The sequence below is a fragment of the Acidovorax sp. genome (genome assembly GCF_046339755.1).
In the GTDB taxonomy this organism is placed as follows: Bacteria; Pseudomonadota; Gammaproteobacteria; order Burkholderiales; family Burkholderiaceae_C; genus Acidovorax.
This window is the reverse complement of the sequence record NZ_JBKDTZ010000316.1, coordinates 1-11,527: the sequence shown is the minus strand read 5'-3', so window position 1 is coordinate 11,527 and position 11,527 is coordinate 1. Positions and strand designations below refer to the sequence as shown.

Below are 11,527 nucleotides of genomic sequence, written 5' to 3'. Positions count from 1 at the left end.
TTCCAGCTCAAGTTTCTCGCCTGGGGACGCAATGTGGTGGCTTGGGTAGGCCATAGCTCTGTCGAGATCCTGGCTACTAGTTAAAACCGAAACTGCCGAGCAGGCGAGCGCGAGGTAGCGGGGTTCTCGCTCGATGTAGTCGCTCCGCAAGAGCAGCGCCAGGTTCTGGTTGAATGTGGTGGCTGGGGGCAAGTCGACAGCCCACTGTTTGGCAGCGGTCGCCTTTGCCAGATGACCCGCGCGCTCTGCCCAGTAGGCCTTTCTGACATCCAGATCCTTGTCCAAGATGTCCTGCAGACCGAACGCTGCAACGGCGTAAGTAGCCTCCAGGCGGCCGGAAACGTCCTCCCGCGCCATCTTGGCCGAGACAAAGCCGTACCTTGCTGAGATAAAGCTGGCATCCGCGAGAAATTCGATGGTGGCCACTTGATTGCTACGCCAAGAACCCGCGTTCTCGTCCACCTCCGAATCCGCCCAGCTCAGCAACCAGGCTGTTTCCGCGAGAAACAGGGCCACGCCAGGATCCACGCCAGTGAAGTCCTTCAGGCAGCTCTTTCCCACCTGGATGTAGTTGTCCGTCGCTGATTCGCGCAGCAAGAAGCTCTGGTTGCGTTTTCTGCGCAAGCGGCAATGCTCGCAGACGATCTGCCCTGTGCGCCTCGCGCTGAGCTCGCTTCCATCTTGGGCGTCTTGCGTGACCTGGAAAATCAGATTTCCGCCTTCGAGGGCCTCCAGTTTGCCGACCACCTGCCAGCTGCCCAGCTTGACTACTGGGTAGCGCAAGTTCAAGCGCTGCAGCTTCACCACATCACGCGGCGTGACCCCAGCCCGAAGGGGCACGAGGTAGTTGAGCACCGCACCGTCGCGGCCGACGTCCTCAGTTCGGACCTCGTACAAGGCTGGCTCATTGGAGAGCACCTCGATACGGTCGAGGCCGAAGGCGATGGCCTTTTTGTTGAGCTTGTCCAGGCGCTTGCGGAATTCGTCCATCCGAGAAGGCTCGACAAGCACTTCATTGGTCTGCAGGGCAGCGGCTTCGCGAATCGGAGTTGGCATGGACATACCCTCAAGAAAACCATAAAGTATGGCATCTAGTCTATATCAAACAACTACGAAAAAGATCATAAATTGCCGCATTTCGGCATGAAACTACCTATTTATGTATAGACTATAGTCCATACACATTTTTATCACCTCGCTGCGTGCTGCTTTCAAACAAAACCAATGCTCAACTCGTTGCTTGACCTTCAGCCGCTCACCATGATCGATGTAGCCAACGCGCCAGCAATGCGCGATGCGTTCATCAATCCCAGCAAGGGCCGCTTCGAATGTCCGTACTGGTTTTTCCAGCACCTGGACAGCGACGGTCGCCTTGTAGTGGCAAGTCCGGGCGGTCGCCTGGAGAAGATCGATGCCCTGGATGTGATGAACGTGATCCCGCGCCCAGCTATCCGAGTGATGGCCATGCCGGTATCGACTTTCCATGCTCGGCTGAGCATGAGCCCAGCTGAACGCGCGCGGTCCTTGGGCCCAGCTTGCTATCAGCCAGCATGTGTGCGAGCAGCCCAGGCCGGGAGGGCGGGATTCAGCTACTACGTGTGGTTTGATCGTCCCGAACTGAACGAACTGCCTTCGTTCATCGCCCCGCTGATGGACGGCGAGCACGCACGACTTCGCCCGATTACCTCGCGGCGCAACATGCCTGTCAGCAACTCGGCGTCATCGTCCAATTGGTCTGCGGACAGCGTCGCCGCAGGCATAGAAAAGGCGCACGCAAAGAAGGCGGGCTCGTTCATTGCCGCCGCTATACAGGCCAAATCCAAAATGGTCACCAAACTCGCTGCAGTTGACGCAGCATTGCAGCCATGAGCAAGACACTTGACCTGATTCGGGCTCGACCGCATGTGCTTGCAGTCGACGACGAGCGAGAGGATGGCAGCTCCATCATCGTGACGCTCAAGGAAGGGTTTGATTACGCCGATGACCCGGGCTGCGGAACGAAGGGTGTGGACACCGTTCGCCGAGCCGAAGAGGCCACCCGCGCCGACAACATCATTCCTTCACAAGGGGGTCGCAATGCAAAAGCAGTGCGCTGATACTTTGAGCTCGGCGACCGGCAAAGACCTCAAGCCAGGCGACCGCGTGCAGTGGACAAACATCCCACGCCACCAATGGATGTTCGGACCCGTTGCGCAGGCAGTGGTGCGCAAGCTTGGCGCCAAGCGTGTGCAGATCGAAGTCCGCTTCAAGGCGCCCTACACCCGCCCAGCTCGGTGGGAAAGCCGCTTGAAGTGGGTGCCGGCGGACAGCCTGCAGCGCCGTGTTGTTCCCTCGGCAGCATTCGGAGAGGAGATGCGGATCGAGAGCGGTGGATTCGTGCTGACCGGATGGCGCCACCCCAACGGGAGAGGCGTGGTCTTCAAGGACGGTATCTGGTACGGCGCGGTGGACGGCATGACCTGCACTGCGCCCTGGATGAGCGAGGAGCAGGCTCTCGCAAGCGCTCTGCATGCGCTTTATGAAGGGGCATACCGCACCACCCTGAGATCGTCGATCAGCACCTACGAGCACTGGCTTGCAAACGTGTCGTCCCCCGCCAGCAGACAGGAGGCGCTGGCGAAGCTTCCCGAACTTCGCGCCCGACTGCAAAAGCTGGATGCAGCGTTCCCACAACCCGCCGCACAAGAATCGGAGCACGCATGAACGAGAGGATCGGCATCGTCGAACTTGAAAACGCGATCAACTACTGGCGTGCGCAACGCCCAAGCCCTGATGGGGTGACGCTCGGACCAGAGGTGCGCGCACTCGCCGAGGTGTACGCCCTTATGGCCTACAACCATGAGGTGGAGGCAGCGGTCCGAAGCGTTCCGGAGAACGCGATGGCTGCACTTCGGACCTACAGAGCACGGCTCAGCCCACACCGTCCCAAAGGGCCTACAGAATGATTGAGTGTTGGCTGCAGATTTCCTGCGACGGCTGCGACACACCGGACTCCACTTCAAGCGCGGGGATTCCGAACCTCACACGCTCCGAGTATCGTAAGCAGATGACGGACTACGGGTGGCGCAGCTACGGAGCCCTGGACTACTGCAAGTCGTGCGTGGAAAAGGGGCGGCACATCGAGCGGAAGAGCATTTACGATTCTGATCCCGCCCTGCAGCAAGCACCAATGAAGGACCCATCCGCATGAATGCCATGAACTTGAAGGAGCAACCTGGCCATCATGGACTCGGCGGAGGCCACACTGGGGAGCACCTTCCACTGCTGCTGAGTCGTCTCGACCCCCTGCCGCTTGAGTGCGATGGCATGACCAGGGTGCTTTCAACTCTGCTGGCAAGGGATGAAATTCCTCATCATGTCGTCGTTGGGTCCCTAACGGTCAATGGCGCCGGATCGATTGACCTGCACTGGTGGATCGAACTCCTCGACGGGCGCGTCTGCGACTTGCGCGCACGGATGTGGCTCGGCACGGAGGACAGAGTTCCGCACGGGTGCTTTCTTCCCGAGGGCCAGCAGCAATACGAGGCCAGAAGTGTTCTGGAGGCTCAGGCGCTGCACCCTGGCATTTTCGCTATCCTTGCTGGCGCCCCTATGGAGAGTTTTCCGGCATGGACCAACTAGGAGTTTCAATGGGTGATGGAACAAGGAAACGCTCGCAGATCGTTGAGCTGTGGCAAATGGCGTCGACCCGAACGACCCCGCTCTTGAAAGGTGCACGTAGCACTTCAAGGTCCCATCGGAGATCTCTTGTAGCCAACTGATCAGAACGCCGCAACTTCGTCGGCGAGCATGCGTCCATGACCATTTCACCAGCCTCATCCCTCCCCCAGCCTCATCCTTCCCCATCTGGACACGCTGCGATCCCCGTGGAGCCCGCTGCTCGGACGGCCAGTGTCGGCCCCGGAGCGTTAGCCGAGGGCGCCAGGCCGGATGCGTACAGGGCCTCTCTGGCTGGCTCTGTCCATCCCACGCAAGTGGATGTGCATGCGGTAGCTCACGAGCTTTGGTCTGCCGCTCAGCTCGCCCCGGGCGAGGGGATCGCGGACGGTGCGCAGCGCATAGCTGCGTTGCTGGAGCCGATGCTTACTCGGTCTACAGTTGTTTCCGCCGACGTCGTCGACGCGAAACACGCGGGCGGGGGCTTCGATATCGAGGCGGCGACAGAAGCCGAGCTGGTTGCCTACGATGCGGCAGCTCATCAGATGTGTGCAGCTGTGTTGGCTGTCCTTGATGGGAGAGACACCGGCGCCGGTTCCAACCATGAGCCCTGGGGCACGGTCCGCCGGCGCCTGGTAGACCTGGTCAGCCAAGATGCCGCCTCTATTCCGTGTCCAGCGATCGATTCAAACTCTGCCAGCGTCGAGGAAGCGGAGCGGTTCGCTTTCGCATCGTCGAATCAGTCTGCCGCTCTTCACCGGCACTGGTTTCGCAAAGGCTACGAGATGGGCCTGGAGGCGAGGCCATGTCGCGGCCTGTCGATAGCGGCCTTCAACCCGATCTGGTTCGAATCGGCCTTCGATGATGCGACCGAAGAAGCATTCGCCCGGGGCGTCGCTCTACTTCGCCAGATTGAAGCGGCGCATCGCATTCCAGCTCCCGCAGAGCCTGACCCAGACTATGAGGCTGCGAACTGACGCCATGAACTGATGGCGCTTGCCACCAAGTACAAGGTTGCGAGCATCGTGGGGCGCGGCCTAACTTCGGGTGCTCCCGCTTCGCGTCGGCCAAGTTGTAACCACCCTCCATGCCAACGAAATTCACCTTCTTCTTGCCGCCGCCAGACACTCAAAAGGCGCTCGTTTCGTTTTCGGACCTCAAAGAGACAAAGGTGCGTCTTGATGGCACCCCGCTCCACAACGTTGACATAACTGCGGAGTCCATCACCGCAGCGGCCCTGGAGGTCGGCTACGGCCCCAAGGAAGAATGGTCCGAAGAGCAATACATGACCGCAGCAGAGCGAAGGGAGCTTGCCAGGTTTCTGACGAGCCGTGCTCGCACAATGCTGCGAATGTTCGACGTCGCGGGTGGCCAGCTCAAAGTAAGGAAGTTCAACCGACTCCTCGACGCTTCCGACAAAACGTCCATGCACTATGCACTCGGGCAAGTCGGCGCAGCCTTCGCAATCCAAGAGTGGCTCGGGCACAAGCCGTTACGGATCATTCACGCTGGACCACTAGCCAAGTCCATGGTCCGGCGCGATAAGGCCAGCAAGATGCTGCCCGACTTCCTTGTTGAGGGCGCCAAAGATGTATGGCACGCACTCGAAGCTAAAGGCGGGGCCGGAAGCTACAAAGAGTCCGCAATTTCCAAAGGACTCCAGCAGCTCTGTGCGATCGACCGCTTCAAGCGAACTCCGGGTGGCGAGGAGCACGAGATCAATTGCAGAGTGTGCAGCTTCCTGGAGATCCCCTCTCTCGGGAACCCGATTGAGTTCACTGTCGTCGACCCGCCTGGAGATGGCCTACCAGATGAGCGCGAAACTCCTCTGCTGCTCGTCGACTTCGCGGAGGCAGAGCAGTATTTGCTCGTATCCGATGTCTTGCGCAGCTTGCGGCCTGTTGCCCTCGCAGCAGGTGAACGCCATCCCGATACGGGCACCTGGCGCAACGTCGGATCATCAGGGGTGCAGGTGCTTGTCCCGAACGCGAGCCCCGCTCTCAAGGAGCTTCGCTGGAAGGTCGCTCTCATGCACACCGCGATCAGAAGTCAGGAAGAAGTGGAGACGTTGTCGTTGACCACGCTGCGGTCCCGAAGTGGTCCTTTGCCACAAGCGCGTGCAGCGTTTGTGAATGAGATTCTCTCGGCCGGAGGACTCCCTAAGACCGGCCCAGCAGCGCAATTCCTGGAGGAGTTCGAAGTTGTCTTGGACTCTGGCCCTCAGGGCAAGTCAAACCGTGAGCATGTCGTTTGCGAAATGGAGCGGCGCCTTCAGTTTCCCGAGACCTTGCAAAAGCTCAAGATCGAGGTGAACTACCTGTGGTTTCAACTCGGCAATTTTCCTACCTATGTCACAACTCACGGGGTGTACAGATCAACGTCTCCCGCAAAGCCAGATCCTGCACGTGACTGAGGCCAACCGGGCGAAGCGTTTTCAACATCTATGCCTTCAAGCAGATCGACTGGCACTGCCTGGGGATAGATTGGGACGCATGCAGACCCATGCGGTGGGTCGCGACGGCGCCCGCGCTTTGGAAACCATCCGAAAGACGCCAGCCCATTGAATGCCGCTCGCGAGCCGGCCTCCGGTGGGCAATTGGGCTTTGCCCCCCTCCGAAGCAGGCCACAATACAGGCATGCCCCGAAGTGCGTTGCATTTTCTCTCCCCGACCGCCCCTCCCCTCCCCGGCCTGGCCGAGCGGCTTTGGGAGCACCTGCGCGGCTTGGACGCCTCCATCTCGGCCCCACCCCCGGATAGCGTGGGCTCTGCCGTTGGCGATCGACTGCATGTGCAATGGTGGACCGCGCCATCCGGCGGCTTCTTCGCTGTCCAGGTTCTCGACACCGAGACTACTTCGCTCTGGGATCTGTTCCACATCCCGACGTCAGGGAGCCAGTCTGTAGCTGGGTGCCGCGTCTGCTTTGAGACCGCGGCCGGGGCTCCATCGCTCGAAGCCGCCTGGCGCACGGTGTTCGTTCCGATTCTTGGAGAAGTCGTAAACGGAGCGCGCTGTCCATCGTTCGTCGAGATCGTCGCGGCCGGAAGCTCCCCATCTGGGGTCACTGCGATCCGAGAGGAAGCGGCCCTGATAGCGAACCTGCAGGCGGATCTTGACTACTGGAGCCAGCTCGCCAGGTCCCTATCGAAGGCGCAGCGCCCCGCCGTTGCCCAGCAGGATGCACCCTCGGCTGCGCAAGAGGCCCCGGAGACCCATGATCCGGAAGCCATCAAGGAGTGGCGTCTTCGGGAGATTGATCGTTGGGCTCTCGCGAACGAGCATCGGATCACCATCCTTCCGCGGGCAATCGCTGCGACCAAACGCAGTCCCTACGAGAACCACCAGCTCCTCTACGAATGCCTCGAATTGCTCGCAACCGAGTACACCCAGGTCAAAACAGGGGTGCTTGATCGCTTCGCATTCAAGCAAAAGGCCGACGCCCTGGGCTTGGAGTACGGGGGCTCTGTGGCGCCAAGCAATGCCGGCGAGTACGGAGATCAGTATTTCATTCGATGGAGGGGCCGCAGGCGATTTTTGGACCAGCACCTGTCGAAGGGAAACGCTCGCGATCCACGCTTCTGCCTCAGGCTTTACTACACATGGGACGATGTCTCTCGGAAAGTCATCGTGGGATCGATGCCCGCCCACCTTGGCACTTCTGGAACTTGAGGTAGCGCGCCATGGCAAAGAACAAACTAACCAGCGACCAAAAGCGGGAAAAGGCCAAGCGCGAGAAGGCAAAGGCTAAGCGGCGGCGGGAGCACGAGTTGAACAGGAGCTTCAAGGACGCGGGAGGCTTGATCAGAGCTATAGCGTTCGCGATCGAGGGCGACCTGGGGCTCAGCGAGCTGGAGGATGCCATCAAAAACATGGGCAATGCGAAGACGGTACAGGTGAGTCTGGAGCGCAGTGCGTTCCAGTCCTTCGCATGGTCCCAACTGCGGAAGACCACCACCGCAATGGTTTCTCTTCTGCATGGCGATCCGCTAGCTGCCAGAGCAGGCCTGGCCCTTCAAGGAAGGCTCTACACCACCGATACCGGGATGAGCGAGTGGTACTACCCGCTCTTCGTCCCGCTCGACGTGGCGCGCTACTCCGGTTGGGGGCTGCATCAGATCTTTCCGGCCACCGCTCAAGACCTTACCCCCACACCACATGAAGGCGCCTACTTCTTTGGCGTGGCCGTGGGAGAGCTCGCATTGCATTTCGCGTTGGCCACAGCCCTTGACGAGGATGTGCCACCCGAGATCTACCTCGTGTCACAAGACGGCTGGCGCATGCTTGACTACGGGAAGTGGGAGGCCGCGATATGGCCAATGCTGGCAGACACAATGAACGCGAAGTCTATTGTTGGCGAGCCGGATGATGCCAGTCTTGCTGTCCGCACCATCATGCGCAACCAGCCAGGATTCGACACTGCGCCGAAAGAGGAACGTTTCCTGAACGACGATTCGCGGTCGATGATCCGCTCTCTCGGGAGCAGGATCTGCATGGAGGCAGATGAGCTCATCCAAGCCGCAGGTGAACGCGAAGAGGTAGGAGCACACCACATCTACGTGGAGGGCATCGCAAAGGGCGCGCTGGAAAGTCGCGAGGAGATCCTCGAATTGCAGAAGCAACTTGAGCGCGTTCGCGAGGAGGTAGAGATCCTGCGTCGCAGTGGCGCCCCTTCAACGCCTGCATCAACAGCATTCGTTGGAACTGTGCAAGAACCTGCACGCGAAAGGAGCCTGGCGGAGCGAATGGACCGGCTGTTGTATCCCGAGCATATCCAGGCCGGTAGCTAAGGGAAAGGTTCGCTTGGTCGACCTCCGCGGCTGTCGTGCAATGTCTACTTGTCGGCCCAGATCGTCAAGTTGCGAAGTTCGAAAAGCCATCCCTTCACGTCGAAGGTGGCCCGGTACTGGGAGTGCGCATGGACTATCTCCATCGCACAGGCAGCAATAATTTCCCCGTCATCTGCCTCCAAGGCTTGGAGCGTCCGCGCTTGCCATCCTTCCGGTGCTTCTGGTACTTCCCTCGGCTGCTGGGCAAGGGTTCGCACCGCGTCACGAAGTGCGGCCTCAAGGTCATTTGACACGGAGGGGAGACGGGGTGTCGAAAGTAAGGACATGCTGGTCACTTCTTGACGATGCTATTGGCGGCATTCTCGACATCGCGCAGTGATTCCAGCAGATGCAGAGCCGAATCCACGAGGTCCTGTTCAACCTCGGCAACTGTCCAATTCTTGCCCTTAGGGATCAGCTTCACGAATTCGGGAGGCATCAGCGCCAGCATGTCCGCGGGGAAGTTCGTTTGGTCGGAAAGATGCTGATAGTCCCAACCGTACCAGTACCAGCCCTCTGGTCGCAGATCCCCATCGCCCTCGCCACGGAACGTCACGTCATGGTGGCATTCGAACGTCAGGCTGGACATGTCTGCCATCCAATGGTCTTGTGGAACGCCGAGGTATGCACAAAGCCCAGAGAAGCCCTGGATGATCAGCCCACGAAATGGAGTGCCTGCAAGGAGGTTGTCGTAAAGGATCAAAGTCCTGCTCTCAATCTGATATCTATCTGCATTTGCGGCTCGCGTTTTCGAGACCAGAGATTGGCCGCTGCAGAGGCTCTACGGCCTCATGCTCACCCAATGCCGCCTTAGTCACCTTCTTGGCCTCCAGAACACTGGAGAAGCCCCGCACCGGGGTCTCCGAGACTCCGAGCCTGTGCGCAGCACTCTCTAGAATGTTCATGTTGGGCCTTTACCTTCAGCTTCGCGCATGGCATTTCCAGCTTCACGCACTGTACGCGACAACCACTTGTTGCCTCCCAGCTGGTGGTACAGAAGCCATTCCGCTGGAGTGAGCCGGCACGATTTCGTGACCGTTCGTTCCTCCTCTGGGAGCGGCTTGCGGCCCTGCCCTCTATCGTTTGGCGGACGTGGTACTTGCTGACTGGGCATAAGTGGATTGCTATCGGCATAGGGGTGCGTCGCGGATTGAATTATGCAACTCAACAATCAAGAATTGCAAGGGCTTTTGTCCAAGTCTTCCACTTTGGCCATCGGTTCGCAGTGTCCGAAGGAGCCGGCTCACGGGCCGCAGAATCGCGGCCTCGACGAGGGATTGAAGCAATGGGATCTGTCGGCATGGAGGCATCCTTGATAACAAGGCTCCTGGCGTTTCTCGGCCTTCTAGGGGCTCCGGGACGCGATCATGGGGTAGCAGAGGGTGAGGTTGAGATGCCCGCCTTTACGCCTCTCCTGGAACGGTCCCCGGGGCTCGGTGCGGTCTTTCTGGACTTCGATGGAGTGGCGCACCGGGGAAACAGCGGCACTCTTGCGCTCCTCCCACTTTTGGAGGCGGTACTGAGGGAGTTCCCGGAGGTCGATGTGGTGATCTCCTCATCCTGGCGGAACGCGGGCCTCCAGGAGCTCCGTCGCCACTTCGCAAGCGACATCGCCTCCCGTGTGATCGGAGTGACCCCAGAGCTGTCAGGTACAGCTGCGAGGGAGCGGGAGATCCTCGCCGTTGTCAGAGAGTTCAGGATCAGAAACTGGGTGGCGCTCGATGATGACCAGCGACTGTTTTCACCAGGGTACGCCAACGTGCTGTGGACTGACTTCTACGTGGGGCTCACCGAAAGCCATCAGCACGTGTTGCGGCAAACCTTCGCCATGTGGCGATAGGGAGCGAGAGTTCGGTGGGGCGGTCCACCTACCAGTCGAGCATCTCGGTCGCAAGATCACTTTGGAAATCTCGTTATCGACGGCCTGGCTATCTTCCAGCGCTAACTGTTGCCTGCCACAGCAAAGCCTCGAATCCGCCCTAGCCGGCGAGTGATGTCGCGGCCAAGCAGGTAGGACGCGAGGCTGGCAAATACGCCCAGGACTCCGAGAGTGACAAGGACTTTGGCGGCCAAAACCATCAGGATTTCGGTACGTCCCGCGTTCTCTGCGTAACGCCGAGCGTGTGGTGACCTCGGCTCGCCGAAGGACGCCATCTCCAAGGCGTAAAGGATCTGACGGTCAGCTGATAAGGTGGGCGATTCCCCCTGCTCCTTGGCCACTTCGCCGACGATCTCGGGTACTGGGCTGACACCGCCTCTGACCGCGGCCTGGGCGAGAACATACCGACTGTCCTTGCTGTCGACCACATTAACGGCTCGGAGCTTCGCGTCTACCGCCTGCGGGACCGCTGAGAGGCGTTCAATCTGGCGGGCCGGCGATTCAAACTCCGCAGTCTCTTCATTGGATATCGCCTTGAGAACGGGCGGTCCAAAATTGACCGCTCCGGCAAACGCGAAGGCGAGGATCACTGGCGCTGTCCCCGCCGACCCGTGGTTAACTAGCGACAGCCCCATTCCACCGAGGAGGGCCAAGATGCTCAGGACCTTGAGCACTGGCATCAAGGTCTCGGTGAAAGATGTAAGCGCGAACGTAGCATTTCCTGCCAAACTATCGAACCTTTTCCCGGACGTTTCATTGGAGAGCGCGCGAGCCACGGTCGCTGGAATGTCCAACTCCGCAATTGATGCGCTTGGGCCGAAGGCAGCAGCACCGACCCACAGCCCAACGCCACCGAGCACGAGAAGCAAGGTTGCAGAAACTGCGATGATGAAAGCCCTGCGAAGGCGTTTCCGTGTCTGTTCCAGTGCGCCCAGCTGGCTGTTGATCTCTTCAGAAAATGCCCAAGTCATGTCGTTGCTCCAGCGCTTTGGACCGCTGGCCTTTGCAGAAGGCGCGTTTGCAGATCTGAGGTTGCCCCTGAAAAGTGGAGTTCTTAACCCTTGTTGAAAATACCGACAAGGAGTTGAGCAATGAGTGACAAGCAAGTGCGTGCGCAGTACACGCGGGAGTTCAAACTGGAGGCGGTTCGGCAGGTGCGAGCTGGC

At 59.6% G+C, this 11,527-nt stretch carries 12 protein-coding genes and 1 pseudogene; 10 read left to right on the top strand and 3 right to left on the bottom strand.

What is annotated here, in order from left to right; translation table 11 throughout:
- The coding region (locus ACK59X_RS27470) for a hypothetical protein (RefSeq protein WP_409961688.1) at window positions 1–1,056 on the bottom strand (1,056 nt) is incomplete at its 3' end.
- A gap of 204 nt (window positions 1,057–1,260) precedes the next feature.
- Here ACK59X_RS27470 and ACK59X_RS27465 point away from each other — a divergent pair.
- The 9 genes and pseudogenes from ACK59X_RS27465 to ACK59X_RS27425 all read left to right on the top strand — a co-directional run bounded on the left by ACK59X_RS27465 (window position 1,261) and on the right by ACK59X_RS27425 (window position 8,443).
- Window positions 1,261–1,869, top strand: coding sequence for a hypothetical protein (locus tag ACK59X_RS27465; protein ID WP_409961687.1), 609 nt, complete (start codon window positions 1,261–1,263; stop codon window positions 1,867–1,869).
- Entirely contained in the window at window positions 1,866–2,096 is a 231-nt protein-coding gene (locus ACK59X_RS27460) for a hypothetical protein (RefSeq protein WP_409961686.1), read from the top strand. The genes ACK59X_RS27465 and ACK59X_RS27460 overlap by 4 nt, the downstream gene beginning before the upstream one ends.
- Window positions 2,077–2,703, top strand: a complete 627-nt coding sequence (locus ACK59X_RS27455) for a hypothetical protein (RefSeq protein WP_409961685.1) — start codon at window positions 2,077–2,079, stop codon at window positions 2,701–2,703. Before ACK59X_RS27460 ends, ACK59X_RS27455 begins: the two co-directional genes overlap by 20 nt.
- Window positions 2,700–2,900: pseudogene (locus tag ACK59X_RS27450) on the top strand (DUF3717 domain-containing protein); the annotation flags it as partial. The gene ACK59X_RS27455 and the pseudogene ACK59X_RS27450, both read left to right, overlap by 4 nt.
- Window positions 2,901–3,186: 286 nt before the next feature.
- Window positions 3,187–3,621, top strand: a complete 435-nt coding sequence (locus ACK59X_RS27445) for a hypothetical protein (protein WP_409961684.1) — start codon at window positions 3,187–3,189, stop codon at window positions 3,619–3,621.
- A 353-nt stretch (window positions 3,622–3,974) separates the two neighbouring features.
- Window positions 3,975–4,634: a hypothetical protein gene (locus ACK59X_RS27440; protein WP_409961683.1), complete on the top strand. Its 660-nt coding sequence runs from the start codon at window positions 3,975–3,977 to the stop codon at window positions 4,632–4,634.
- A 110-nt stretch (window positions 4,635–4,744) separates the two neighbouring features.
- The gene (locus ACK59X_RS27435; protein ID WP_409961682.1) at window positions 4,745–6,070 is read left to right on the top strand and encodes a hypothetical protein; all 1,326 of its coding nucleotides are present in this window, start codon (window positions 4,745–4,747) and stop codon (window positions 6,068–6,070) included.
- 310 nt (window positions 6,071–6,380) lie between these two features.
- Window positions 6,381–7,325 carry a hypothetical protein gene (locus tag ACK59X_RS27430; RefSeq protein WP_409961681.1) on the top strand — a complete coding sequence of 315 codons (945 nt, stop codon included), beginning with the start codon at window positions 6,381–6,383 and terminating at the stop codon, window positions 7,323–7,325.
- 11 nt (window positions 7,326–7,336) lie between these two features.
- Entirely contained in the window at window positions 7,337–8,443 is a 1,107-nt protein-coding gene (locus tag ACK59X_RS27425) for a hypothetical protein (RefSeq protein WP_409961680.1), read from the top strand.
- A gap of 331 nt (window positions 8,444–8,774) precedes the next feature.
- Here ACK59X_RS27425 and ACK59X_RS27420 read toward each other — a convergent pair whose 3' ends face one another.
- Window positions 8,775–9,185 carry a hypothetical protein gene (locus ACK59X_RS27420; protein WP_409961679.1) on the bottom strand — a complete coding sequence of 137 codons (411 nt, stop codon included), beginning with the start codon at window positions 9,183–9,185 and terminating at the stop codon, window positions 8,775–8,777.
- Window positions 9,186–9,767: 582 nt separating this feature from the next.
- Here ACK59X_RS27420 and ACK59X_RS27415 point away from each other — a divergent pair.
- Window positions 9,768–10,322 carry an HAD domain-containing protein gene (locus ACK59X_RS27415; protein ID WP_409961678.1) on the top strand — a complete coding sequence of 185 codons (555 nt, stop codon included), beginning with the start codon at window positions 9,768–9,770 and terminating at the stop codon, window positions 10,320–10,322.
- Window positions 10,323–10,423: 101 nt separating this feature from the next.
- Here the strand turns inward: ACK59X_RS27415 and ACK59X_RS27410 are convergent.
- Window positions 10,424–11,527: hypothetical protein (locus ACK59X_RS27410; protein ID WP_409961677.1), on the bottom strand; the 1,104-nt coding region annotated here is incomplete at its 5' end.

What these genes read in the sequence shown, in the direction of transcription:
- ACK59X_RS27415 (WP_409961678.1), top strand. Translation starts at nt 9,768, where the DNA reads ATGGGATCTGTCGGCATGGAGGCATCCTTGATAACAAGGCTCCTGGCG.
- ACK59X_RS27435 (WP_409961682.1), top strand. Translation starts at nt 4,745, where the DNA reads ATGCCAACGAAATTCACCTTCTTCTTGCCGCCGCCAGACACTCAAAAG.
- ACK59X_RS27445 (WP_409961684.1), top strand. Translation starts at nt 3,187, where the DNA reads ATGAATGCCATGAACTTGAAGGAGCAACCTGGCCATCATGGACTCGGC.
- ACK59X_RS27460 (WP_409961686.1), top strand. Translation starts at nt 1,866, where the DNA reads ATGAGCAAGACACTTGACCTGATTCGGGCTCGACCGCATGTGCTTGCA.
- ACK59X_RS27465 (WP_409961687.1), top strand. Translation starts at nt 1,261, where the DNA reads ATGATCGATGTAGCCAACGCGCCAGCAATGCGCGATGCGTTCATCAAT.
- ACK59X_RS27425 (WP_409961680.1), top strand. Translation starts at nt 7,337, where the DNA reads ATGGCAAAGAACAAACTAACCAGCGACCAAAAGCGGGAAAAGGCCAAG.
- ACK59X_RS27455 (WP_409961685.1), top strand. Translation starts at nt 2,077, where the DNA reads ATGCAAAAGCAGTGCGCTGATACTTTGAGCTCGGCGACCGGCAAAGAC.